At 43.5% G+C, this 23,448-nt stretch carries 24 protein-coding genes; 13 read left to right on the forward strand and 11 right to left on the reverse strand.

The window, feature by feature from the left end:
• The first annotated feature begins 3 nt into the window (after positions 1-3).
• The 4 genes from AABA75_RS10010 to kdsA all read left to right on the forward strand — a co-directional run bounded on the left by AABA75_RS10010 (position 4) and on the right by kdsA (position 3,830).
• Entirely contained in the window at positions 4-1,578 is a 1,575-nt protein-coding gene (locus tag AABA75_RS10010) for a DUF3369 domain-containing protein (RefSeq protein ID WP_338292467.1), read from the forward strand.
• 31 nt (positions 1,579-1,609) lie between these two features.
• A complete protein-coding gene (locus tag AABA75_RS10015) occupies positions 1,610-1,984 on the forward strand; it encodes a SirB2 family protein (protein ID WP_338292468.1) in 375 nt (124 codons plus the stop codon).
• 83 nt (positions 1,985-2,067) lie between these two features.
• On the forward strand, positions 2,068-2,880 hold the full coding sequence (locus AABA75_RS10020) for a SirB1 family protein (RefSeq protein ID WP_338292469.1): 813 nt from the start codon (positions 2,068-2,070) through the stop codon (positions 2,878-2,880).
• 104 nt (positions 2,881-2,984) lie between these two features.
• Positions 2,985-3,830, forward strand: coding sequence for a 3-deoxy-8-phosphooctulonate synthase (gene kdsA / locus AABA75_RS10025; RefSeq protein ID WP_338292470.1), 846 nt, complete (start codon positions 2,985-2,987; stop codon positions 3,828-3,830).
• A 113-nt stretch (positions 3,831-3,943) separates the two neighbouring features.
• Here kdsA and AABA75_RS10030 read toward each other — a convergent pair whose 3' ends face one another.
• Positions 3,944-4,225 carry a hypothetical protein gene (locus AABA75_RS10030; protein WP_338292471.1) on the reverse strand — a complete coding sequence of 94 codons (282 nt, stop codon included), beginning with the start codon at positions 4,223-4,225 and terminating at the stop codon, positions 3,944-3,946.
• A 261-nt stretch (positions 4,226-4,486) separates the two neighbouring features.
• On the opposite strand from AABA75_RS10030, the gene AABA75_RS10035 reads away from it, so the two are divergent.
• Genes AABA75_RS10035 through AABA75_RS10055 form a run of 5 tightly spaced genes read left to right on the forward strand, consistent with a single transcriptional unit; the run spans position 4,487 to position 8,070 of the window.
• Positions 4,487-5,374: a transcriptional regulator GcvA gene (locus tag AABA75_RS10035; RefSeq protein WP_338292472.1), complete on the forward strand. Its 888-nt coding sequence runs from the start codon at positions 4,487-4,489 to the stop codon at positions 5,372-5,374.
• Between the two features lie 2 nt (positions 5,375-5,376).
• The gene (locus AABA75_RS10040; protein ID WP_338292473.1) at positions 5,377-5,967 is read left to right on the forward strand and encodes an alpha/beta family hydrolase; all 591 of its coding nucleotides are present in this window, start codon (positions 5,377-5,379) and stop codon (positions 5,965-5,967) included.
• 9 nt (positions 5,968-5,976) lie between these two features.
• Complete coding sequence (locus AABA75_RS10045) at positions 5,977-6,348, forward strand: DUF423 domain-containing protein (protein WP_338292474.1); 372 nt, start codon at positions 5,977-5,979, stop codon at positions 6,346-6,348.
• Positions 6,348-7,394 (forward strand): 23S rRNA (cytidine(2498)-2'-O)-methyltransferase RlmM, encoded by a 1,047-nt coding sequence (rlmM, locus tag AABA75_RS10050; RefSeq protein ID WP_338294833.1) that lies wholly within the window; start codon positions 6,348-6,350, stop codon positions 7,392-7,394. Before AABA75_RS10045 ends, rlmM begins: the two co-directional genes overlap by 1 nt.
• Positions 7,395-7,404: 10 nt before the next feature.
• Positions 7,405-8,070 carry an HAD family hydrolase gene (locus AABA75_RS10055; protein ID WP_338292475.1) on the forward strand — a complete coding sequence of 222 codons (666 nt, stop codon included), beginning with the start codon at positions 7,405-7,407 and terminating at the stop codon, positions 8,068-8,070.
• Here AABA75_RS10055 and AABA75_RS10060 read toward each other — a convergent pair.
• From AABA75_RS10060 to AABA75_RS10080, 5 genes are all read right to left on the reverse strand, one after another.
• On the reverse strand, positions 8,049-10,055 hold the full coding sequence (locus AABA75_RS10060; RefSeq protein ID WP_338292476.1) for a transglutaminase TgpA family protein: 2,007 nt from the start codon (positions 10,053-10,055) through the stop codon (positions 8,049-8,051). The genes AABA75_RS10055 and AABA75_RS10060 overlap by 22 nt on opposite strands.
• Positions 10,052-11,071, reverse strand: coding sequence for a DUF58 domain-containing protein (locus tag AABA75_RS10065; RefSeq protein WP_338292477.1), 1,020 nt, complete (start codon positions 11,069-11,071; stop codon positions 10,052-10,054). Before AABA75_RS10065 ends, AABA75_RS10060 begins: the two co-directional genes overlap by 4 nt.
• A 20-nt stretch (positions 11,072-11,091) precedes the next feature.
• The gene (locus tag AABA75_RS10070) at positions 11,092-12,009 is read right to left on the reverse strand and encodes an AAA family ATPase (protein ID WP_338292478.1); all 918 of its coding nucleotides are present in this window, start codon (positions 12,007-12,009) and stop codon (positions 11,092-11,094) included.
• Between the two features lie 342 nt (positions 12,010-12,351).
• Entirely contained in the window at positions 12,352-12,753 is a 402-nt protein-coding gene (locus AABA75_RS10075; RefSeq protein WP_338292479.1) for an H-NS family nucleoid-associated regulatory protein, read from the reverse strand.
• A gap of 316 nt (positions 12,754-13,069) precedes the next feature.
• Positions 13,070-14,722, reverse strand: a complete 1,653-nt coding sequence (locus AABA75_RS10080; RefSeq protein WP_338292480.1) for an electron transfer flavoprotein-ubiquinone oxidoreductase — start codon at positions 14,720-14,722, stop codon at positions 13,070-13,072.
• Positions 14,723-14,964: 242 nt separating this feature from the next.
• On the opposite strand from AABA75_RS10080, the gene AABA75_RS10085 reads away from it, so the two are divergent.
• Both AABA75_RS10085 and AABA75_RS10090 read left to right on the forward strand, forming a co-directional pair.
• Positions 14,965-15,714, forward strand: a complete 750-nt coding sequence (locus tag AABA75_RS10085; protein WP_338292481.1) for an electron transfer flavoprotein subunit beta/FixA family protein — start codon at positions 14,965-14,967, stop codon at positions 15,712-15,714.
• Positions 15,715-16,641: an electron transfer flavoprotein subunit alpha/FixB family protein gene (locus AABA75_RS10090; RefSeq protein WP_338292482.1), complete on the forward strand. Its 927-nt coding sequence runs from the start codon at positions 15,715-15,717 to the stop codon at positions 16,639-16,641.
• A gap of 69 nt (positions 16,642-16,710) precedes the next feature.
• On the opposite strand, the gene AABA75_RS10095 is transcribed toward AABA75_RS10090, so the two are convergent.
• From AABA75_RS10095 to AABA75_RS10105, 3 genes are all read right to left on the reverse strand, one after another.
• Entirely contained in the window at positions 16,711-18,015 is a 1,305-nt protein-coding gene (locus tag AABA75_RS10095; RefSeq protein ID WP_338292483.1) for a DEAD/DEAH box helicase, read from the reverse strand.
• A gap of 94 nt (positions 18,016-18,109) precedes the next feature.
• The gene (locus AABA75_RS10100) at positions 18,110-18,766 is read right to left on the reverse strand and encodes a CoA transferase subunit B (protein ID WP_338292484.1); all 657 of its coding nucleotides are present in this window, start codon (positions 18,764-18,766) and stop codon (positions 18,110-18,112) included.
• A 2-nt stretch (positions 18,767-18,768) separates the two neighbouring features.
• Positions 18,769-19,476, reverse strand: a complete 708-nt coding sequence (locus AABA75_RS10105) for a CoA transferase subunit A (RefSeq protein ID WP_338292485.1) — start codon at positions 19,474-19,476, stop codon at positions 18,769-18,771.
• A gap of 98 nt (positions 19,477-19,574) precedes the next feature.
• Between AABA75_RS10105 and AABA75_RS10110 the strand changes: the two genes are divergently transcribed.
• The gene (locus tag AABA75_RS10110; protein WP_338292486.1) at positions 19,575-20,471 is read left to right on the forward strand and encodes a LysR family transcriptional regulator; all 897 of its coding nucleotides are present in this window, start codon (positions 19,575-19,577) and stop codon (positions 20,469-20,471) included.
• 3 nt (positions 20,472-20,474) lie between these two features.
• Here the strand turns inward: AABA75_RS10110 and AABA75_RS10115 are convergent, their stop codons facing one another.
• Positions 20,475-21,239 carry a hypothetical protein gene (locus AABA75_RS10115; RefSeq protein ID WP_338292487.1) on the reverse strand — a complete coding sequence of 255 codons (765 nt, stop codon included), beginning with the start codon at positions 21,237-21,239 and terminating at the stop codon, positions 20,475-20,477.
• A gap of 305 nt (positions 21,240-21,544) precedes the next feature.
• Entirely contained in the window at positions 21,545-22,174 is a 630-nt protein-coding gene (locus AABA75_RS10120) for a HAMP domain-containing sensor histidine kinase (protein ID WP_338292488.1), read from the reverse strand.
• Between the two features lie 267 nt (positions 22,175-22,441).
• On the opposite strand from AABA75_RS10120, the gene cysB reads away from it, so the two are divergent.
• Complete coding sequence (cysB, locus tag AABA75_RS10125) at positions 22,442-23,416, forward strand: HTH-type transcriptional regulator CysB (RefSeq protein WP_338292489.1); 975 nt, start codon at positions 22,442-22,444, stop codon at positions 23,414-23,416.
• The last annotated feature ends 32 nt before the right edge of the window (positions 23,417-23,448 follow it).

Genomic DNA, 23,448 nt, shown 5'->3' on the forward strand with positions numbered 1-23,448 from the left:
CGGATGTCTGACGACTTTCTTTTCGCGGATGATTCTGAAGAAGAAGAATTTGAAGAGCGGGGCTCATGGAAAATACTGGTAGTAGATGATGAGCCCGAGGTGCACGCCGTAACCAAGTTGACCCTGAGCGATTTTGTTTTTCAGGACAAGGATTTAGAATTCATTAGCGCCCACAGTGGTGAAGAAGCCAAAAAAGTATTTCTTGAACACAACGACATTGCTGTAGTGCTGCTCGACGTTGTGATGGAAACCGACGATGCAGGCTTAAAAGTCGCAGAGTTTATTCGCAATGAGGCCAACAATCACTTCACTCGCATTATCTTGCGTACCGGGCAGCCTGGTCAGGCACCAGAAAAACACGTTATTGTTAATTACGATATCAACGACTATAAATCCAAAACAGAACTGACCGCACAAAAGCTGTTTACTGTTATTATCGCAACGCTGCGCTCCTATCGCGATATTATCTCCATAGAGGAGAGTCGTAAGGGCTTGGAAAAAATCATATCCGCCTCTGCAGATCTGTTCAGCATTCACTCACTTGAAAACTTTATTGATGGCATCATTCAACAGCTCAACTCGTTATTGGGCGGTGCCACTGACGCGGCTTATATCACTAGCGCGCTGGCGTCAGCCCAAGGTGGCAATAGTAGTGATCTAAGTGGTTTTGTGGTGTTCTCTGGCATGGATGATGAAGCTACTGAGGTTGAAAAGGCGGTGCGACCCCTTGAAGAAGTGGTGGAAGGCGAAATTCTCAGTGCTTGCAAAAAAGCCCTAAGAGAAAAAGATGTAGTTTACGCTGATGATTATGTCGTGGCTTATTGTCACAGCAATACCGAACCAGGTTCGCTTTTATATTTATCCGGTATTCCACGCAAGCTAAACTCAAATGACAAACATCTGATTGAGATCTTTGCCAGCCATGTGCAGGTGGCCTTTGAAAATGTGCTGCTAACGAAAGACATTGAAGATACTCAAAAGGAAATATTGCAGCGTGTCGGTCAGGCGATGGAGTGTCAGCTAAGTGGGGGACGGCACATCGAACGTATGACGATTCTATGTGAATTGTTGGCCCGGGAACATGGCCTCTCTGAAGACGAAATTAGTGTCTTGAAACTCGCGGTACCTTTACATGATATTGGCAAGTTGCGTGTTCCAGTGGAAATCTTAACTAAGCCCGGTCCACTTTCACCTGAAGAAATTGATTTGGTGAAAGAACATGCTGATAACGGTTATGATTTATTGAAAGACAGTGAAAAACCCATCATTAAAACCGCAGCAATGCTGGCCAGACAACACCACGAGCGTTGGGATGGTACTGGTTACCCGCAAGGCATATCCGGCAAGGACATTAATATGTTCTCCAGGATTGCCGCCATTGCCGATGTTTATGATGCCTTGCGAGGTACGCGTTGTTACAAAGAGCCTTGGTCAGTAGAACAAGTGATTGAGAAATTTCAGCAAGAGCGTGGTAAGCATTTTGATCCGGCACTGGTGGATACCTTGCTGGATAACATTACCAAGTTTGAAGCTATCATATTTGCCTATCCGGACAGTCCCGAAGCTATTCAACAATAATTATAATTAAGTTCAACAGGAGTTACCAACCATGTATATGATGGTGAAACACATCCATATGACGGCGATTGCCCTCAGTTTTCTTTTGTTCGTTTTACGTTTTATCTGGGTCATGTCCAATAGTGGCATGATGCGTCAAAAGTGGGTTAAAGTGGTTCCCCACATTGTAGACACTGTGCTACTGGCTAGTGCAGTTACCTTGTGTATCATCCTTACTCAGTACCCTTTGTATAACGCCTGGTTAACGGAAAAAATGTTTGGTTTAATCGCCTATATCGTGCTGGGCTTGTTTGCGCTCAAACTGGGTAAGACCAAAGCGATTAAAGCCGGAGCGTTTGTAGCCGCAGTGGCCGTATTTGCCATGATGGGCAAAATTGCGGTGACTAAAACTCCTCTCATTTTATAAATAATTAGTCTGCATTTCTGATAAAGCTTTAGCGGGATGTTCCGATAACATCATTAGATGTGATGTATAAAAGGAAACGTCCCGTGCTTGAGCTTAAACATGCCATTAAACAACACAATTTGTTTAAATCTGCGCTATTAATTTCCCGTTGCTATAAAGATGATTTAGATATTGCTCAGCCATTGACGCAGATGGAACAGCTCATCAATCAATGTGCCAAAGCGGTGGGAGATACGCAGGATAAGTTTGCCGCATTTGAGCGCCTCAGAAACTACTTTTATCACCAGCTGGCGTTTAGTGGTGATAGCAAAAATTTCTTCGCGGCACGTTATAACTTGCTGGACGAAGTACTGGAATATCGCACCGGTATCCCGGTGACACTGGCCATTGTTTTCTGTCAAATTGGCAACGCCATTGGCCTTAAAATGCAAGGCGTTAATTTCCCCGGCCATTTTCTTGTGCGCTTCCAGGTGTCTGATTCAAAAGTATTGTTTATCGATCCACTAAATGGAGACTGTTTATCCTGGCAACATCTGGAGAAAAGTTATTTCAGCGTGTTAGGAGAACAGGCGGAATCTGAAATGCCATTGGAGGTGCTGGAGCCGACGGGATGTGAAGAGACTGTCTTACGCTTGCTACAAAATTTAAAAGCCTCTTTTATTAATGAGCAAAAATATCACTTTGCGCTTTCCACTATCGATATTTTGCTCAGCTTATGTCCTGACGATCCGTTTGAGATCAGAGACAGAGGATTTCTACTGCATCAATTAGATTGTCCTAAAGTTGCTGCTGCTGATTATGAGTTTTTCATTCAGCGTTGCCCTAAAGATCCTTCCACCGATATCTTACGGGCTCAGATCCAAAAGCTGCGAGAAAGGATCGTTACACAACATTGAAGCAGGGCTTTTAATTTAATGCAAAAAAGGCATTTAAGCTGAATACGCTCCTGAAATAGGGTACTTTAGGCGTTTGAGTCTAAAGTTTCCTTTTCGGAGAATAAATGAATAATTTGCGAACGATCTCCATCGATTCTATTCAGGTCAATAACGACAAACCTTTTGTGCTTTTCGGAGGCATGAATGTGTTGGAATCACGTGATCTGGCGCTCACCATTGCTGAGCAATACAAAGAAGTTACCACCAAATTAAACATCCCTTATGTTTTCAAAGCCTCGTTTGACAAGGCAAATCGCTCCTCAGTGCATTCCTTTCGCGGTCCGGGTATGGACGAGGGATTAAAGATCTTTGAAGAGATCAAACAACAGTTTGACGTCCCGGTGATTACGGATGTACATGAGCCTCATCAGGCGGCTCCAGTCGCCGAAGTTGCCGATGTTATTCAATTACCTGCATTTTTGGCGCGTCAGACTGACCTTGTGGTGGCAATGGCAAAAACCAATGCGGTTATCAATGTTAAAAAGCCACAATTTCTGGCGGCTCACGAGATGCGCCATATTATCAACAAGTTCCTGGAAGCCGGGAACGATAAAATCATTTTATGTGAGCGCGGCTCATGCTTTGGTTACAACAATCTGATCGTTGATATGTTGGGAATGGATGAAATGAAACCCATGGCTCCGGTTATTTTTGATGCGACGCATGCACTGCAACGTCCTGGGGGACGCAGTGATTCGGCTGATGGTAGGCGGGCACAAGCAGCACAATTAGCACGCTCCGGAATGGCGCTAGGTTTAGCAGGGCTATTTATTGAGTCTCATCCAGATCCTGATAACGCTAAGTGTGATGGTCCTTGCGCATTACCGTTGGATAAGCTAGAGGCGTATTTATTGCAAATGAAACAACTTGATGAGCTGGTGAAAGGATTTGAGCCGTTAATTACAGCTTAGAGAGAATATTTCTTGATTGAGGCATTCAGTTGCTCCTACGGAGCGTAGGAGCAATGAGTGTCTACTGATAACGTAAGCTTTAGGCAGGGTGCCAAAAGTTTTTCGTTATTAGATTACTCTGCAATTATTTGAGTGTTAACGATTGCAGTCTCTTCGTTGAATCTGGCCATTGCCAAAAACTGTTCAATGTTTTGTTTTAAGCTCATTTCATCAAGCTGTGCTTTTGCGATATCTTCAATCACAGGTGTGTTGATTTGAGAAACTGCTAATTGAATTTGATCAGCAATTTCTGTTTGAATTTCTACTGTATTAACGGTTTGCTCTTGGGCGAAAACGTTACCGGAAAGTGCAAATGTGAAGACGCTGGCTGCGAAAAGTGTTTTAATGTTTTTCATGTGATTTACCTAAAGTTAAATTAATGTTAAAAAGACACGTAAATTATCAACATATTTACTTGCTATTTACATAAGCCTTGTATAACAAGCGATTGTAGTCGATGTGTGTACTATAGTGTTTTTTTTTGCCTCTTGAAAACGAGAAAAAATATGTCTAACGCATTAGAAAAACTAATCCGAATTGCAAAGATTGCAGATATTCATAAAAAAGTGCTTTAAAAACCTTGTTTATGAAGAATTTATGAAAGAAATCAGGCGATTATGAACGAAAGGTTACCACCACTGAACGCTTTGAAAGCTTTTGAAGCTGCGGCAAGGCATTTAAGTTTTACTCGTGCATCAGAAGAGTTGTTTGTTACTCAGGCTGCGGTGAGTCATCAGATTAAAGCACTGGAAGAATTTTTAGGGATGAAACTATTTCTGCGTAAAAACAGAACCCTGTTGTTGACCGAAGAAGGGCAAAGTTATTATCTAGACATCAAAGAGATCTTTGCTGCTCTTTACGATGCTACCAAGCGTTTACACGCTATGGGTGCTAAAGGTTCTATTACCGTGGCGTTGCCGCCGAGTTTTGCGGTGCAATGGCTGGTGCCTAAACTTTCTGACTTTTCCAGTAAAAACCCCGACATTGATGTGCGAATTAAAGCTGTAGATTTTGATGATGGTTTTATTACTGATGATGTGGATTTGGCGATTTACTATGGTAAAGGGCGCTGGAGTGGTTTACAGGCGGATAAAATTTACGCTGAATACCTGACCCCAGTATGTTCTCCCATGCTCTTTCAGAGCGATAAGCCATTGGAAAAATTAGATGACCTGAAACATCATCAACTGTTACATGACACATCACGAGAGTTTTGGAAACAGTGGATACGGCATTTCAATATACCCGGCGTTAATGTTAACCAAGGGCCGATATTCAGCCACACCATGTTGATTTTGCAAGCTGCAGCACTGGGACAAGGGATAGCGCTTGTTGACAGCGCCCTGGCAAGGCCTGAAATAGCACTTGGACGTTTGATTTGCCCATTTGAAGAACGGGTTGAAACACAAAAAGCCTATTACCTTGTTTGTCGCGAATCTCATGCTGAATTAGGTAAGATACAGGCCTTTAAAGACTGGCTATTAACGCAGGTGAGTGAGGATTAAGAGTGTATAAAGCCCACATTGTATTGGCCCATGGTGCCGGGCAGGGAATGGAAAGCGACTTTATGCAGGAATGCAAAAGGTTGTTTGAAATAAATGCAATAAAGTGCACTTTGTTTAATTTTGACTATATGGCAATTGCTGAGGAAACCGGAAAACGGCGTCCACCGGATAGATTACCCAAGTTAATACAGTGTTTCGAAGCGCAATTGCCGCATGACAAAGATTTACCACTCTTTGTGGGGGGCAAGTCGATGGGAGGCAGAGTTGCTACTCATATACTACAAGACAGTGACGCTATTGCCGCTATTTGTTTGGGGTATCCTTTCCACCCTCCGGGGAAACCCGAAAAAACGCGAACTGAGCATCTTTCACAGATTAAAAAGTCCATTTTGGTGCTGCAAGGTGAAAGAGATCCCTTTGGCAAGCCTGCAGAAATCTGTGGCTATGAATTACCGGGGAATATACAAGTAGAATACGTAAAAGACGGTGAGCACAGTTTTAAAACCACCAAGGCAAGTGGACTAAGTTGGCAAGATAACATGCAGCAGGCAATTACTGGCGCTGTCAGATTTATTGATAAGGTTATGGGATAAAACACTAACATGAAATTGATATTATTAAGTGCCGGCACATTGGCTTTACTATCTGTGGTTTTGGGGGCTTTTGCTGCTCATGGATTAAAGAACAAATTATCAGAGCCTTTGTTGCATGCTTTTAGTACCGGTGTGGAGTACCAGTTTTTGCATTCTCTGGCCTTGATTCTGGTGGTTATACTGGCGAAGTTATTTCCGAATTCTTTGTGGTATTGGTGTGCCGGTCTTTTTATTGCCGGAGTGCTGTGCTTCTCCGGAAGTCTTTACGCGCTCGCTCTGACTGGCATTAAGTGGTTTGGTCCCATCACGCCTCTGGGCGGAATGATGTTCATTGCAGGATGGGCTGTGTTTGTCATTGCAGCGTTGAAGGGTTATCAATGATGTCGGAAGTTGTTCTCGGTTATTGTCGCCCGGGCTTTGAAGCAGATGCCGGGCTTGAAATTCAAACCAGAGCCGCAGAAAACGGGTTTTATGGTTTCTTTCGAGCAGATAAGGGCACGGGATTTTATTTGTTTGAGGTGCAACAAAGCCCGAACTCGTTGCTGGATAGGCTCAACATAAAACAACTCATTTTTACACGTCAGTGGTTTCTTGTTCTTGGTCACCATGTAGATATGTGCCGTGATGACAGATTAGGGGATTTAAAACCTAGCCTGCTGGAGCTTCCTCTGATATCTGAACTAAGAGTAGAGCATCCCGATACTGAGCCCGGAAAAGAGTTGTCGCGTTTTTGTCGAAAGTTCAGCGTACCTTTGCGACAGATATTGAAAAGCCAAAAATGTTATAACGAGAAAAAAGTTGCCCACTGTTTAACCGCCTTTTTTGTCAGCGGCACTGAGTGCTTTGTTGGTATTGCTCCTGTTTCGAATATGAACCCGCAGCCCGGCGGTATCATGAGATTAAAGTTTCCCGCTGAATCACCCAGTCGTTCAACGTTGAAACTGGATGAGGCGTTTTTAACTTTTATTCCCCAAAATGAAAGAGAGCAGCGCTTAAGAGCAGGACTTAATGCCGTAGACCTCGGAGCTTGTCCGGGCGGCTGGACTTACCAATTGGTGCGCCGGGGAATGTTTGTTCAGGCAGTAGACAACGGTTTAATGGACGATTCACTAATGGAAACCGGACAGGTAAGTCATTTCCAGGCTGATGGCTTCAAATTTAAGCCAAAGAAAAAAAATGTGCATTGGTTGGTATGCGATATGATTGAACAGCCGCAGAAAGTGGCAAAACTGATGGCGCAATGGGTAAATGATGGCTGGTGTAAAGAGGCGATGTTTAACTTAAAGTTACCCATGAAACGCAGATTAGAGTCAGTCCTGGAGTGTATGGAGATCATCACTCAAGAGTTGAAGCAACCTTTTGACTGCGAGGCGAAACACCTCTATCACGATCGTGACGAAATTACGGTTTATTTGAGAAAGCAATAGGAGTTCGGACATGGATTTGAGGCAGGTTAGAGCAGTGCTATTCGATCATGATGGAACGCTTGTTGATTCTGAATTTGTGCACTATCAGATGTGGCTACAAGCTACCGGGCTTAAATCCGATGTGTTTACGGAACAGATGAATACAATGTATTGCGTTGGAATTCCCGGTGACAAAAATGCTCAGTACCTGGTTGAACAGTTTGATCTGGCCGAAGATCCGGAAAGTCTGATAAGTAAAAAGCGCAAAGTGACTCAGGAGTGGTTAGTCAGTCATTGTTTCCCTGCAATGCCGGGTGCAAACCGCATTATGCGCAATTTTGCGAAATTGGGTATCCGTATGGCGATAGTATCTGGCTCTGAGCGGTTTGCCGTAGATCGCTCAGTATCAGGGAATGGATTCGCAAAATACATAGAGACCATTACCACAGGTGAGGAAGTCCCGAATAATAAACCAGCCCCAGATGTTTACTTTGAGGCGTTAAAGAAAATGAATTTGCCTGCCTCAGCTTGTATTGCCATTGAGGACACACAACATGGCGTTGAAGCTGCCAAAGCCGCAGGTATCACCTGTGTTGCCATACCAAACGAGCATTCACATCAGCAGAACTTTCAAGCTGCGGACATACAGGCGGTAAGTTTAACCTCGTTTTATACCTATTTTATTGAAAATCGATAACGCCGTTTGAAGGAGCGCGCTGCCAACTTCAGCTCAGGCAGTCTATTGGGGTTAGTTTGACTTCGCGGTGCATATTCATGGAAAACGAACAACTTTGTTATGTGCCTGAAATCTTCGGCACACTGCTCTGAAATCTCCAGTTTGATGCGTTCACTAAAACTGTCCGGTCCTTCATTAGCAAAACGCACCAATCCATGACGCGCTAACGTTTTTAATACTTGATTGTAGTAGTGCAGGTGCTGGTTTTCGATCTTGGGAAACCAAACCCGGTAATTAAAAATCAGCAATAGGATACAGATCACGAAAAATACTGCGAGGCTTAATAATGCAATTCGCATTGGGCTCAGTTTACCCACCAATAGTTTGAATAAGGCAAACTGTCTTTGCTGATCAAAACCTAACACCCAACTACTCCACATAAAGTCCACATCAGCCATGAGTAATCTGAGTCGATTGAATATCTCAATGCCTTTTAATTTGGTCAGGGAAAAGGGGGCATCCTGGAGAAATGAGTTTTCGTGTGCAACGGCACTTTCTAATCCCAGGCTAATGCGTTCTGGCGATATTAGTGCCGTAGGGTCTTTGCGTACCCATCCGTTCTCCTCCAGGTAGATCTCAACCCAAGCATGAGCATCATATTGATAGACACTGAGGTAGTTGTTTTGTCTTGCTTCTCCACCTTGATATCCGCCAACAACACGAGCCGGAATACCAGCCAGGCGCATGATATAAGCATATGCGCTGGCGTAGTGGGAACAAAACCCTGCCTGGTAATCAAATAAAAAGCTATCTATGGGGTTAACCGGCATAGGCTCCGGTTTTAATGTATAAGCAAATCCTTCCGTCAGAAAAAAACGTTCTACATTTTGAATAAATACCTGGTCTTGAGGATATCGTTGTCGTAATTGCGCTACCCATCTTTGCGTTTCAGAGTTACCCGACTTAGGTAACATCAAGTTAATGCTGGTATCGGAATAAAGTGAGGTTTGATTTAACGGGTTATCGGGATAAGAGGTTACCTTGTATTTAAATTTGGTGTTAACTGGAAAGCGACTTTGCAATTGATAGTCGTGACTGAGCCATGTCTGTTCGGTGCTGGACTTGGCGATATCTAAAACAGACAACCAGTTTTGATTAGATGGTTCAAGGATAACTTCGTAGTCTAATGTGTCACCAGAAAGTCGTGGTGTGAAGTTATAGTTCCCCACTTCCATTCGTTCTTTTTCCCGGCGTCTGAGCTTGGAAATTGTCCATGATTTTCCATCGAAGGCTTCGTATACCAAGGTGCGCCAATACAACTCGGATTTCTCTGGAATGCTTTCTTGAAATGAAGCACGGAAAACCAGTTCGTCAGACATCGAGAGACGGGCAAAATCCCCAGGCGTTATGGTATCTGAAATTCCGGTTTTAGCGCCCTTATTGCTTGGCATTTTCCACAGAGGACCAATTTGCGGCAAGATTAAGAAAAACAAAATGCAGATAGGGATTGATTGCAAAAGTAATCCAAGTAATCTTTTGCTTTGCTGTCTCAGGCTACTGCCGGGACTAACGTGGAAGCCCAGTGACAAGAAAACGATAAACAAGGAGAGGCCGTAGGTCAAAGCAAACCCTAATCCTTGGTTAAAGATAAAGCCACATCCGATAATAAATATTTCAACCAGCACCAATATGAAGTAATCCCTGACTTTGCGCATCATCATTAACTTTAATGCGCCAGACATCACCAAAAGATTAACCATGCTTAAAAGCAAGCCCAGCTGCCAACCGGTATAAGCCAATACTATTGCAGCCAACAGCGCCAATAGGTTGATGGTGGATACTTTGGGTAAGTGCTTGTGCCACTCGAGATATAAAGCAATTCTGATCAGAACACTGGTGATCACCAGTAAAGAAACCCAAAGCATTAATGGTTCAAATAAGCTGAAGCAGAGAAACAATAAATTCAGGCTTAACAACAGGTGTGCTCTATTGGCGTTACGTTTCATAAAACTTGCGCCTCGCGTGGTACTGCAACCTGATCAATTCCATAAAGCGCTAAAGACTTGAGGCAAAGCTCAAGGTGCTGGCTGTCGCTATCAGCAGGTATTTCTATGGCACCTAAGGTCAAACCAAAGCAGATTTGCTTTCGGTGTAGTTCTATGACTAACCAGGTGAGATGAGCAATGGCGGTCTCGAGATCAGATTTCAGATAATGCTTCAAATCCAGCCAGATGACCCCCTGTTGATTATCAGCAAACTGTTTAGTCATCATTTCCTGGCCCTTGGCCACCAGTTTCCAGGCAACGCGATTCAGGGATTCGCCGGGAACATAATTTTTCAGAGAATCAAAATCGTTGTTGCCACCTACGGAACTGCTGGATTCTTCTCCCTCTTCTTCACCGTCTCTAAAAGACTGTCGCATCAGTTTGCTGGCAATCGGATTGGGATAAACTAGAATTTGCGCTTTGAAGTGCAAATGTGTCCAACAACGGAATAAGCCAAATGGATAAAAGCTCTCAATGGTGACTCTCGGCAGTGTCAGATAGCCGCGTTTATCGGTAGGAATGTTGAGCACTACAGGGTTACTGTGGCTTTCTGGTTCTATTGAGCGTTGCACTGGACCTTGCCACAATCGAAAGTGCAGTTTGCCATAACATTTTAGGCCTGCAATGGTCTTGTCATCACTGTCACCCAACCAAAGGGGCAGAGCGCAATCATTACCCGCGTGTGTAGATTTTACTTTGCCCAACTGCACCTTTAGTTTGGCAAAGTTGGCATAACTGGTCATCAAATTAACCAGAAACATGGCCAATAAAAAATAGGCAAGCAGCAACATCAAGTTATTGCGATAGTTGGTGCCAAGGATAAAAAGCAAGCTGCATAAAAGTATATAGGCAATGCCAAATTTAGATGGGAAGATGAATACATTACTCATATCCATCTGGAACTGCCTGTTACTTGGAATGCGTTTGGTAAGCCAATTTTCCAAACGACCTTGCCACCAGCGTTTTATTTTGGTCATTTTAGTCCTGTAAGCTTATGCTAGGCGGCCAAGGTATCAACGCTATCTAACAGCTTTTTAGACAAACTGGCCGCCACTCCAGGAGATGAATAGCCACTGCGTAGTCGGTGTTCAGCTACTGATGGCAGTATCGCCTGGACATCTTCGGGAATTACGTAATCTCTGGAAGACAAGAATGCCCATGCTTTGGACGCCAGCAGTATTGCCTTGCTGGCTCTTGGGGATAGTGGATTGGGAAAATCTTCCGACTCTCGGCTGTAAGTAACGAGTCTTAAAATATAGTCAATTACCGCATCAGAACTGTTTATAAGAGGTATCTTGTCTTGTACCGCTATAAATTGCTCTATGTTAATGACAGGTTGCAATGGTGTCTCTGCTACACTATTTAGCTCCATCAACATTTGCTTTTCGGAGTTCCAGTCAGGATAGCCCAACTGGATACGCATAAAGAATCGATCTAGTTGGGATTCTGGTAATGGGTAAGTGCCTGATTGATGAATTGGATTTTGAGTCGCAATGACAAAAAAGGGCTCAGGTAATGTCCATGTGTTGCCGTCAACACTCACCTGATGTTCTTCCATTGCTTCTAGCAAAGCACTTTGGGTTTTGGGACTGGCACGATTGATTTCATCGGCCAACAACAATTGCGAAAACAATGGGCCTTTGTGAAATGAAAATTGCTTTTCAGTAGAGTCGAAGATACTGACTCCAATTATGTCTGCGGGTAAAAGATCTGAGGTAAATTGAACTCGGTTGTAATCGAGGTTAATTGCTCCTGCAATGGCGTGAGAAAGACTGGTTTTTCCCATACCCGGTAAGTCTTCAAGTAACAGGTGACCCCGCGCAAGCAGGCAAGTTAATGCCAGTTTGATTTGATGGCGTTTACCTAGCACAACCTGTGAAATGTTGCTTATGGCTTGATCTAACTGATTGTGCATTTAAAGTGTCTGTCTTTGAGAGTTGAGAATAGTAAATGTAGTTGAACCATACTACAGATGCCAATCTCAAAATCGAATATTGGTGAGGATTAATTGTGTGAAATAGTTCACCAAATATTATTCTCAATAACTGCAAAAATCTGAAAAAAGCCAATAAGTAAATAACAACGAATCTAAAGTGGATTTTAAATAACTCTGTATGCCAGACATTATGTGTGTGGAATTGAGTGGGTATTTGGATGCGTTAAAATGGTATGTGAGGTTTTGAAAAGTAGCGTGTGCACAAACGTATGTGCCCCAATTTTATTTGAAGCACATAGATTTTTCAGAACTATCAATAATCTAGTTGACGCTGAAGTCTTCCAGGTTTTTTCCTTGTTTCAACTGTTCAGAGAAAACAAGTGGCATTCTTCCTATCCCTGTCCAATTGTGAACTTCACCGTCGCCATCTGTATAGGAATATTTTATCGGACGTTTTTGACCGACTCTTTTGGAAGGAGCAATGACATTATTTGACGCCAAATCTTCGAAAGTGATGCCTGCGTCTTGTAATTGTTTTTGTATTTCAGCAATCTTTTCTAACTTTTCTTTTTCGGCTGCGAGTTTCTCTGACTCTTTTTGTTTCCGAGTTTCAATTATATTTCTCAGCTTTACTACAATCTCTTCTAATTCCTGAATCGATAACTCTTTAACTGCACCTTGCAGTTTTCGACCATGAGTTAATGTTTTTAGAAATTCGTTCATTTTTAAAACCTTGTTAACATACTAAGCTTATTTATGAGTCAAAAAATAACATTAGTTAGCAGACTTTATCAATCATAAAGTATGAAAGTCACTGGCTAATATATAAAAAATCATTGTTTGAGCAATATTTTTCAATTGCACAGATATGTTGTGTGGTATGAGTCCCACATTATAATTGTTTGGTAAATAAATGACACGTTTTGAGCGTTTGGATAAAAGACACAAAAAAAGCCAGTGCTTTCAGCGTAGACACTGGCCTTTGTTAATCGCCTTTTAGAGCGTGTAAATTGTTTGAGTATTACTGCTGTTAGCCTTATTACATGTTGGGGTAGTTCGGCCCACCGGCACCCTCTGGAACCGTCCAGGTGATATTCTGTTGTGGTTCCTTGATATCACAAGTTTTGCAGTGTACGCAGTTTTGAGCATTGATCTGGAATTGTTTTTCTCCAGCTTCATTTTCAATAATTTCATATACACCTGCGGGACAGTATCGCTGGGCGGGTTCATCAAACATTGGCAAATTTGACTTAATTGGCAGGTCAGGATCAGCCAGTTTTAAATGACAGGGTTGGTCTTCTTCATGATTAGTATTGGAAAGATATACTGAAGAGAGTTTGTCAAAACTGAGTTTGCCGTCGGGTTTTTGATAATTTATTACACTGCTACTGCCTGCTTCTTTTAAGGTTTTATGATCTGCAATGTCATCTTTTAACGTGGCAGGGAACTTGCCGCCTAACCAGTTTTGCTCCAGGGTATTGAACGCACCGCCCAAAAACGTACCATATTTGTGAATAGCAGGGCCAAAGTTACGGGATTTATAAAGCTCATCGTATAACCATGAAGCCTCAAATCGTTGTTGGAAATCAGAAAGATCTTTCCCCGCGGAATCTAAATTTTGTTTTAACTCTGCGAAAATGGTTTCAGCAATCATGATCCCTGATTTCATGGCCGCGTGATTACCTTTAATTTTGGAAAAGTTCAATGTTCCTGCGTTACATCCCGCCAAAAAGCCGCCGGGAAAATGCATTTTGGGCAGTGAATTCAGGCCGCCTTTGGCGATAGCTCTGGCGCCGTAACTTACGCGTGTGCCATTTTCCAGATATTGCTTAAATACCGGATGGTGTTTCATGCGCTGGAATTCATCAAACGGGCTGAGGTGTGGGTTGTCATAACTCAAATCTACGATTAAACCCACAAGCACCTGATTGTTTTCAGCGTGGTAAAGATAAGCACCACCTGAGGTATCCGTTAGCGGCCAGCCTGCAGAGTGTACGACCAAACCCTCTTGATGTTGATCGGCAGGAATATCCCAAATTTCCTTGAACCCTATGGCGTAGTGCTGTGGTGACTTGCCTTCATCGAGCTTGTACGTTTCAATAAGCTGTTTACCCAAGTGACCACGGCAGCCTTCAGCAAATACCGTGTATTTTGCTCGTAACTCCATTCCTGGCATATAAGAATCTTTTTCTTCACCCGTGGCGCTGATACCCATATCCCCTGTTATCACACCTGCAACACTACCATCTTCATTGTACAAAACTTCAGAGGCGGCAAAGCCGGGAAATATTTCAACACCTAACTCTTCGGCTTGTTCTGCCAACCAGCGGCAAACATTGCCCATGCTGACAATATAATTGCCTTCGTTGTGCATGGTTTTAGGGGTCATGAAGCCCGGGAGCTTAGTGGATGAGGACTCGTTTTTGAGATAGTAAATATGATCTTCAGTGACTTTAGTGGTAATTGGGGCACCTTTATCGGCCCAATCCGGAATTAGCTCGTCCAGTGCCCGAGTTTCAAATACCGCACCTGAGAGTATATGGGCGCCTACTTCAGAGCCTTTTTCTACCACACATACCATGAGTTCTTGTTCAGCTTCTGCTGCTTGTTGCATTATTTTTATGGCAGTGGACAGACCCGCTGGTCCTGCGCCTACGATGACAACGTCAAATTCCATCGATTCGCGTTCCATTTTTCCTCCTCGGGGTTAAACTGTACCGCAGTAATACTTTTCAAATCAGGTAAGAACTATAACTGCTGGTCTCAAAATGTGTACAAAAATTGCTGTTAACCGATTAATAAACTGTTAACAAGAAGTTGACGTTTACGTTAACAGTAAGTACATTTCGAATCCAATAATATTCGTGCTGATTTGTATCCTACAAGCGCGTGTCATAGTCTATACAGACGCGATAAAAATTAAACGAGGTCGAAATGAAAATACTTGTCCCGGTTAAACGTGTTATCGACTACAACGTCAAGGTCAGAGTGAAGACTGACAATACAGGCGTTGATTTGAGTAACACTAAAATGTCTATCAACCCATTCTGTGAAATCGCAGTCGAAGAAGCTGTGCGTCTACAGGAAAAAGGCATAGCCACTGAGGTTGTGGTGGTATCTATCGGTGATAAAAGCGTTCAGGAGACTATCCGTACAGCATTGGCATTAGGTGCTGACCGCGGTATTCAAATTGATACTGAAGATAATCTTGATTCACTGCAAGTGGCGAAATTACTGGCTAAAGTAGTTGCTGATGAAAATCCTGATCTGGTGATTCTGGGTAAACAAGCGATTGATTCTGACAACAATCAAACTGGCCAGATGTTGGCTGCGCTAACAGATATGCCTCAAGGTACCTTTGCTTCTGAAGTCAATGTGGCTGATGGTAAAGTGAGTGTTACCCGTGAGATTGACGGGGGGTTGCAAACCGTACAGCTGACATTGCCTGCGGTAGTTACAACAGATTTGCGTCTGAATGAGCCGCGGTATGCTAAATTGCCCAATATTATGAAAGCTAAGCGCAAGCCTCTGGATGTTAAGCCTGCAGCTGACTTTGGTGTTGATTTAGCGTCTAAAGTGAAGGTACTCAAAGTTACACCACCCGCGACCCGTGAGGGCGGTGTTAAAGTAGCAGATGTTGCTGAATTGGTTGAAAAGTTAAAAACTGAAGCGAAGGTGATTTAAATGACAGTATTAGTTTATGCCGAACACGATAACGTTTATCTAAAAGCAGAAACGGCAAAATTGATCACCGCTGCAAAGGCTATGGGTGACGACATTCACGTTTTGGTTGCGGGCTCTGATTGCGGTGCCATTGCTGCAGAAGCGGCCAAATTAAGTGGTGTAGCTAAGGTTGTTCACGTTGATGATGCCGCTTATAAAGAGCAGTTAGCTGAAAATGTCAGTGCTCTTGTGCTGAGTATGGCAAACGATTATAGCCATGTTGTTGCTGCTGCAACTACCACAGGCAAAAACTTCTTACCTCGCGTTGCCGCGCTGTTAGACGTTGCGCAAATTTCCGACATTATTGCGGTAGAGTCTGCAGATACCTTCGTGCGTCCTATTTACGCCGGTAACGCCATTGCGACAGTACAGTCTGAAGACGCGATTAAAGTGATTACCGTGCGTGCATCAGCATTCGATGCTGTTGCGGCGGAGGGTAGTGCAGAAGTCATAACTATTGCTGCGTTGACTGCTTCTGAAAAAGCCAGCTTTGTTTCTCAAGAGCTGACCAAGTCTGAAAGACCAGAGTTAACCGCGGCTGATGTGATTATTTCTGGTGGCCGAGGCATGCAAAATGGTGAAAACTTCGCACTGTTGAACGGTATTGCTGATAAGTTAGGGGCTGCCATTGGTGCGTCACGTGCAGCTGTTGATGCCGGCTTTGTGCCAAACGATATGCAAGTCGGTCAGACGGGTAAGATTGTAGCGCCACAGCTGTATATCGCAGTGGGAATTTCTGGTGCCATTCAGCACCTTGCCGGTATGAAAGACTCAAAGGTGATTGTTGCAATTAACAAAGACGAAGAAGCGCCTATTTTCCAGGTGGCTGATTATGGTCTGGTGGGTGACTTGTTTGAAGTTTTACCAGAGTTAGAAAGTTCGCTGTAAGCTGGCTTTAAAAACTAAAAAACCGGGAACGTTCCCGGTTTTTTTGTGCTCGCAAAAAACATTGCGACCTTATTTTTTCTTTTTAAAGGGTAGGTGACCCACTTCTTCACCCGCAAGGGCATTAAACTTTTTCTTCTTGGCGGCTTTTTGCCAGGGAGATTCTTGCGTTTTCGCTTTGCTGTTTTGGTTCTTGGCCGGACGCTGTGCCGCCTTATCAGACAGGCCTTTAAACTTGGCTTCCAAGCCTTCAATTTCTTTAAACACTGGCGCTTCAGCAAGAAACTGCTTGAGCAAGATAAAGCTTTTCCAGTCCTTTTTACTCACTAACGATATCGCCTTACCCTTTACTCCGGCCCGTCCGGTTCGCCCAACGCGGTGAACATATTCCGCAGCTTTAATAGGTAAGTCCATGTTGATTACCAGGCTGACGGAAGGAATATCCAGGCCTCTTGAAGCCAGATCTGTGGTTACCAGTACCTGGGCCTTATTGTTAGAAAAATCAGCCATGATTTGGTTACGCTGACTTTGTAACATTTCTCCGTGTATCGCCAGACTGGAATAGCCGTCTTCGTTTAACAAGTTCGCTATACGGTCTGTATCGGCACGAGTGGCGGTAAACAAGATAATCTGACTACGTGTCTCAACCTGTTTAATAAAGTGCTTTAACAGTGTCTCCTTGTGTTCAATGTGATCGGCAAAATAAAACGACTGCTCAATATCTGCATGAGCGATATGCTGGTCGTCCAGAGTGATTCGGTGAGGTGCCTTTAGCATTAATTCTGAGATTTGAGCCAAATCAGCATTGTCAAAGGTTGCTGAAAACAATAGCGTTTGTCTCTTTCTGTGGTTTGCCGCCTGATCGATAATGGTCAGTTGGCTACTGAAACCCAGATCTAAAATCCGGTCCGCTTCATCCAGAATCAGCATTTCCAAGCCTTCCAGATAGAGGCTCTTATCTTCAATATGATCCGCTACGCGCCCCGGTGTGCCGATTACAAAGTCGGGATAGCGCTTTAACAATTTTACCTGATCATTGAAGTTTTCACCGCCGATCAAAAGTACTGGTTTACCTGCTTGAGGCGGCAACAATTTTTTTAGTTCAACCAATACTTGTTTAGCTAGTTCTCGAGTTGGCGCAACAATTAAGGCTCTGGGATCTTTTTTACTTAAGGCTTTTTCTTTATATATGCGTTGTACAGCCGGAACAAGATAGGCCAGGGTTTTACCTGAGCCAGTTTTAGAAGACGCCAGGATATCTTTGCCTAACAAGGCATGTGGAATGGCACTGGCCTGAATATCTGTCGCTGTTTCAAGATTCTGGATTTGAATGGACTTTAACAGGCGATGGTCCAGTGGTAATTCGCTAAATAACAAGGTAATAACTCAATAAACGATTAATGAGCTAAATATACCACAATACGCAAATTAATGAGTGGACTAATCACGTTAGCCCACTCAGTTGCAAGTATCAGAACTGCATTTCAGGGATTTCACCCTCAGCAACGAGTTTGCCTGCGGTTTTTTCTCTGATTTCATCTACAGAAACACCCGGTGCGCGTTCTTTGAGGTGGAAAGCACCGTCGTGTACTTCTAATACTGCCAGGTCGGTGATAATGCGTGTGATGCAATTTACACCGGTTAAGGGCAGGGTACATGACTCTAACAGCTTGGATTCGCCTTTTTTGTTAGCATGAGTCATGGTAACGATAATGTTCTTTGCACCCGCCACCAGGTCCATTGCGCCGCCCATGCCTTTAACCAATTTGCCGGGGATCATCCAGGAAGCAATATTGCCATTAACATCTACTTCAAATGCACCCAAAACAGTGATGTCTACATGACCACCACGGATCATGGCAAAGCTTTCGGCAGAATTAAAAATAGAGGCACCAGTGATAGCTGTGACGGTTTCTTTACCAGCATTGATCATGTCGGCATCCACTTGCTCTTCAGTGGGATAAGGGCCCATACCCAATAAGCCGTTTTCGGATTGCAGCATCACCTCAATATCGTCAGGCACAAAGTTGGCAGCCAGTGTTGGGATACCAATACCCAGGTTTACATAATCACCATCTTTAAATTCTTTTGCCACACGCATAGCAATTTGATCTCTTGATAATGCCATTTTTATTGCTCCTGACTGCGAGTTACACGACGTTCGATACGTTTTTCAAAGCTGCCTTTGATGACGCGATTGACGAAAATTCCTGGTGTGTGAATTTGTGTAGGAGGGATTTCACCCGGCTCCACGATTTCTTCTACTTCTACGACAGTAATTTTACCTGCTGTGGCAGCCATGGGATTGAAGTTCATCGCTGTATCACGGTATACGCAGTTACCGTAGCGATCTGCCTTCCAGGCTTTGACGATGGCAAAATCGCCAGTGATGGATTCTTCCAATACATAACCGCGGCCGTCGAATTCGCGGATCTCCTTGCCCTCAGCTACAGGGGTACCAAAACCAGTGGCAGTATAAAAAGCAGGAATGCCCGCACCGCCTGCGCGCATTTTTTCTGCCAGTGTCCCTTGTGGGGTAAGTTCAACTTCCAATTCTCCGGCAAGTAATTGCTGTTCAAACAAGGCGTTTTCACCTACATATGAACTCACCATTTTTTTAATTTGGCGATCTTCTAAAAGAATGCCCAAACCAAAACCATCAACACCACAGTTATTCGATACAACCGTTAAGCCGCTGACACCTGATTTTTTTATTTGCGCGATAGAACCTTCCGGAATTCCGCACAATCCAAAACCACCCGCGATGATTGTCATGTTATCTTTCAGGCCATCCAGTGCTTCTTCGAAGCTGGAAACCACTTTATCAAAACCTGCCATTTGAGTTCCTGAGTTAACAAAATGTTAATTCAGTATCGTTGACATAATTTAATTTGTAAAATTTAATATATTAAACAACTGATTAATATTATTTATATATGAATGTTACTCTTAAGCAGCTTAAAGCCTTTGTTGAATTGGCTGGCAGTAAAAGTTATGCCACGGCTTCTGAACGACTGAGTTTGAGCCAGCCAGCACTGAGCATTTGTATCAAAAATTTGGAAACCGAAGTGGGTGGCACACTCTTTAGCCGCACTACTCGCAGTGTTGAGTTAACGCCCGAAGGTCACGCTTTTTATCCCAAAGCCAGAAAGCTATTACTTGATTGGTTTGATACGTTCGAGGCAGTGAATGAGATGTTTACTTTGCAGCAAGGGCGTATCACGGTTTCTGTTATGCCCTCGTTTGCCTCATCTTTACTACCGCCAGTGTTGAAGCAATATAATCAACAGTATCCCAACATTCGCATTGATGTTATTGACGTGGTTATGGAGGCCGTTATTGCTTCAGTGAAAAAAGGTGAGGCTGAATTAGGGATAGTTTTTGAGCCCGATAAGTTGGTGGAGTTAGAGTTTATTCCGCTGTTGCAAAACGATTTTGTCGCTGTTATGCACCCGGAACACTCATTAGCTGAAAAGACAAGCCTGACCATCACAGAATTTGCGGGACATGCTATGGTGATGATGAACCGGGGCTCTTCGCTTAGACTTTGGCTGGAACAAGTTTTTCAAGGTCAGTCAATTGCACCATCCATTGCCGCGGAAGCATGGCAACTGGATACGCTGGGAGAGATGGTAAAGGTCAATCTGGGATTATCTATTGTTCCAGGATTGTGTAAAACTCAAATGTTAAGGAAAGATTTAGTTTGCGTACCGGTTATTGACAGTGGTTTGGTGCGTAAGGTGGGAATAATTCAGCGTGCTGATGCCAGTTTATCGGCATCAGCTAATGCTCTGCGGCAGCTTTTGCTGGCTATGCTACGAGCGGAGAAGTAAAAACTACCACTTTTTCTTGGGCGCAAACAACTCGTCTAACTCATCTCGCTCTTCTTCAGCGCGTTTTGCTCTGTCCTCAGCGTTGGCTTTGGTCAGAGACTCTTGGATGTTCATTAGTTTCTCATTAATTCTGGCGGCTTGACCACGGGTGTAATCATCTTGATTTGGAAATGCATTAAGTGCGGCCACAGCTTTTTCATAGTATTGTCGCGCCGAACCCATCATGCCTGCTTTCATTGCGGCATTAGCTCTGCGGCTCAAGGTTTCGATATTAACCCTGAGTTGTAGCTTATCCAGACGCTTATCTTCCGTAGCAAATGCTTGAGTATCTACTTTGCCTCTGCCGTGTTCAGCACGTAACAATGCGCGTTGCTTTTTCAGGCACTGGATGAATACAATAATTTGTTTGTCAGAGTCGGGCAGTTGAATAAGGTCATCGCCTTGACCGTTATCCAGAGTGATGTCTTTAACTCGCTGTTCTGCGTCTCTAACGCGTTGTTTTAAGCCGGGTTGTTTTGGGTCCATTTCGTACATCACCTTTAAGGCACCTAAAACCCGCTTTTGTAATATTTGTAAAAGTTGTGGAGAAGTAGGGATGTTTGCTGAGGCCATGATGACATCCTCAGTCTCGTCCAGAATATTTTTCTGCTTGGCGATTTCGACTCTGCGCTCAGACTCAATTTTTTCTTTGTGCTGCTGAATAGCATTTATCATGATTGCTATTACCAGCAGCGCAACAATTAAAACGATAACAATAGTAAACATCATTCGCTGAAGTTGCCTTTTTTGATTTTAATTCTTAACCGCAAGCTATCTTAAACTTTTTTACTCTGAGTTGAGGTATAACACATTATATGCCGTTGTGCCGGAATAGGCCATCAGCCACCAGTTATCCCCAAATATCTCAATACTTTACATGCTCTGCAACAAACCTTGCAAGTTTATCTATGTGTTCTTGCTAAAAATCACTGGGTAAAACAGCAATCTACTGCGCCAAAGTGAAACGCATAAATGCATCTCCTTTGCTTTCCAGCGGGCTAAGTAATGGAAAGCGGTCGCTAAAAAAACTTGTTTCAGGGAAGTCGCAAGGCAAAAACTCCGCCACCTAAGCGACCGCCATTGGCAAGTTCAATGGCACCTTTCTTATCATCAGATACGTGCGCTTCGGCGATAAGCCGCGCAAAGAACAAACCCAGTCCTGTTCTGCCTGTGCTGATATCTAATTGGCTGATCTCGGCTTTGGTGATATCTAGCATTTTGTCGGGATAACCCGGACCGTCATCTTCTATTATTAACTCGAGCATATTGTTTACTTCCCTGGCGCTGATTATGAGCTTGTGTTTGCCGTAACGGATAGCATTGACGATAACATCACTGATCAACACATTTACCAGGTCCTGATCAAAATACCAGTGCAGATCCTCTTCTTGCTCTATGGTTAAGTCGATTCCCCTGGTATTGATATGATTTTGGTTGTAGGCCACCACATCATCAATGAAGTCATCAAGGTAATGTTCATCTATATTTAATGGCAGGTTGTCCAGTTGCGTGCGGTATAGTGATAAAAGCTGGATGAGCCCGGTGTTAAGGCGGGCAGCCTGGTAATGAATGGACGCGGCTTCTTTAATTCCCACGCCGTGTTCACGAAGAGTACTTTCCAGTTCTTCTATAGACTGAATCATCAACGACAGGGAATTTTTCATGTCATGTACGGCAGCTGCCAAAACTGAAGAAAAATCTATTTTGTCTTTTCGCTGTTTCACAGGCTTTAACTCGGGATCTGGGAAATATTCTCTAATCAAATCAGAAAATTTAAACTACAACAATAGCTTAATAGTGAAAAAAAGGGCTTTTGTGAACCCTAACTCCAATCTTTTTTTCTATTTTTTCTAAAATTTTATGGAATTAATGTCGCCATAGGTATATATATTTTGCATATGCAAATTAATAAAAGGTAGGTCGCCCTCCTCATGAAACTACAGCAGCTTCGTTATATTGTTGAAGTATTGAACAATAATCTCAATGTCTCCGCTACCGCAGAAAGTCTCTACACAAGCCAGCCAGGCATCAGTAAACAAGTTCGAATGCTTGAGGATGAATTGGGGGTTCAGATTTTTGGTCGAAGCGGCAAGCACCTGACGCACGTAACGGAAGCTGGAAATGACATCATTAACATTGCCCGAGAAATTCTGGCCAAAGTTGAGAGTATTAAATCCGTTGCCAGAGAGCACAACTTGCCAGATCAAGGCAAGCTGAATATCGCCACAACCCATACTCAGGCGCGTTACGCGTTACCTGATGTCATTAAAGGGTTCATGAAGAAGTTCCCACGGGTTAGCCTGCATATGCATCAAGGTACGCCTTCACAAATAAGTGATCTGGCGGCAAAAGGGGAAGCTGATTTTGCCATCGCCACCGAAGCGCTCCATTTGTACAACGACCTTGTGATGCTGCCGTGCTATCACTGGAATCGCAGTATCATTGTCAATCAGGAACATCCATTAGCGAAAAAGGAAAGTATCAGAATCGAGGATATCGCGCAATATCCGCTGGTAACTTATGTGTTTGGCTTTACCGGGCGCTCTGAACTGGATGAAGCCTTCAGTCGAGCAGGCTTAGATCCTAAAATTGTATTTACTGCCACTGATGCCGACGTTATTAAAACCTATGTCAGGTTGGGAGTTGGTATTGGTGTGATTGCCTCGATGGCGATTGACGAAAATCTTGATACTGACCTGGTGAAAATCGATGCCAGCCATTTGTTTAATTACAGCACCACGAAGATTGGCTTCCGTAAAGGTTCATTTTTGCGCGGTTACATGTATGACTTCATTGAGCGTTTTGCGCCGCACTTAACCAAAGATGTGGTTGAGCGTGCAATGATGCAGAAAAGTAATGATGATATCGAGCGCATGTTTAAGGATTTGACGCTGCCAGTTCGCTGAAGCGTTTGTCCGGCTGAAGCCGGACAAACAAA

The organism is Planctobacterium marinum (assembly GCF_036322805.1).
GTDB lineage: Bacteria > Pseudomonadota > Gammaproteobacteria > Enterobacterales > Alteromonadaceae > Planctobacterium > Planctobacterium marinum_A.

What these genes read in the sequence shown, in the direction of transcription:
- AABA75_RS10010 (WP_338292467.1), top strand. Translation starts at nt 4, where the DNA reads ATGTCTGACGACTTTCTTTTCGCGGATGATTCTGAAGAAGAAGAATTT.
- AABA75_RS10015 (WP_338292468.1), top strand. Translation starts at nt 1,610, where the DNA reads ATGTATATGATGGTGAAACACATCCATATGACGGCGATTGCCCTCAGT.
- kdsA (WP_338292470.1), top strand. Translation starts at nt 2,985, where the DNA reads ATGAATAATTTGCGAACGATCTCCATCGATTCTATTCAGGTCAATAAC.
- AABA75_RS10030 (WP_338292471.1), bottom strand. Translation starts at nt 4,225, where the DNA reads ATGAAAAACATTAAAACACTTTTCGCAGCCAGCGTCTTCACATTTGCA.
- AABA75_RS10035 (WP_338292472.1), top strand. Translation starts at nt 4,487, where the DNA reads ATGAACGAAAGGTTACCACCACTGAACGCTTTGAAAGCTTTTGAAGCT.
- AABA75_RS10045 (WP_338292474.1), top strand. Translation starts at nt 5,977, where the DNA reads ATGAAATTGATATTATTAAGTGCCGGCACATTGGCTTTACTATCTGTG.
- rlmM (WP_338294833.1), top strand. Translation starts at nt 6,348, where the DNA reads ATGTCGGAAGTTGTTCTCGGTTATTGTCGCCCGGGCTTTGAAGCAGAT.
- AABA75_RS10055 (WP_338292475.1), top strand. Translation starts at nt 7,405, where the DNA reads ATGGATTTGAGGCAGGTTAGAGCAGTGCTATTCGATCATGATGGAACG.
- AABA75_RS10060 (WP_338292476.1), bottom strand. Translation starts at nt 10,055, where the DNA reads ATGAAACGTAACGCCAATAGAGCACACCTGTTGTTAAGCCTGAATTTA.
- AABA75_RS10065 (WP_338292477.1), bottom strand. Translation starts at nt 11,071, where the DNA reads ATGACCAAAATAAAACGCTGGTGGCAAGGTCGTTTGGAAAATTGGCTT.
- AABA75_RS10070 (WP_338292478.1), bottom strand. Translation starts at nt 12,009, where the DNA reads ATGCACAATCAGTTAGATCAAGCCATAAGCAACATTTCACAGGTTGTG.
- AABA75_RS10075 (WP_338292479.1), bottom strand. Translation starts at nt 12,753, where the DNA reads ATGAACGAATTTCTAAAAACATTAACTCATGGTCGAAAACTGCAAGGT.
- AABA75_RS10080 (WP_338292480.1), bottom strand. Translation starts at nt 14,722, where the DNA reads ATGGAACGCGAATCGATGGAATTTGACGTTGTCATCGTAGGCGCAGGA.
- AABA75_RS10085 (WP_338292481.1), top strand. Translation starts at nt 14,965, where the DNA reads ATGAAAATACTTGTCCCGGTTAAACGTGTTATCGACTACAACGTCAAG.
- AABA75_RS10090 (WP_338292482.1), top strand. Translation starts at nt 15,715, where the DNA reads ATGACAGTATTAGTTTATGCCGAACACGATAACGTTTATCTAAAAGCA.
- AABA75_RS10100 (WP_338292484.1), bottom strand. Translation starts at nt 18,766, where the DNA reads ATGGCATTATCAAGAGATCAAATTGCTATGCGTGTGGCAAAAGAATTT.
- AABA75_RS10105 (WP_338292485.1), bottom strand. Translation starts at nt 19,476, where the DNA reads ATGGCAGGTTTTGATAAAGTGGTTTCCAGCTTCGAAGAAGCACTGGAT.
- AABA75_RS10110 (WP_338292486.1), top strand. Translation starts at nt 19,575, where the DNA reads ATGAATGTTACTCTTAAGCAGCTTAAAGCCTTTGTTGAATTGGCTGGC.
- AABA75_RS10115 (WP_338292487.1), bottom strand. Translation starts at nt 21,239, where the DNA reads ATGATGTTTACTATTGTTATCGTTTTAATTGTTGCGCTGCTGGTAATA.
- AABA75_RS10120 (WP_338292488.1), bottom strand. Translation starts at nt 22,174, where the DNA reads ATGAAAAATTCCCTGTCGTTGATGATTCAGTCTATAGAAGAACTGGAA.
- cysB (WP_338292489.1), top strand. Translation starts at nt 22,442, where the DNA reads ATGAAACTACAGCAGCTTCGTTATATTGTTGAAGTATTGAACAATAAT.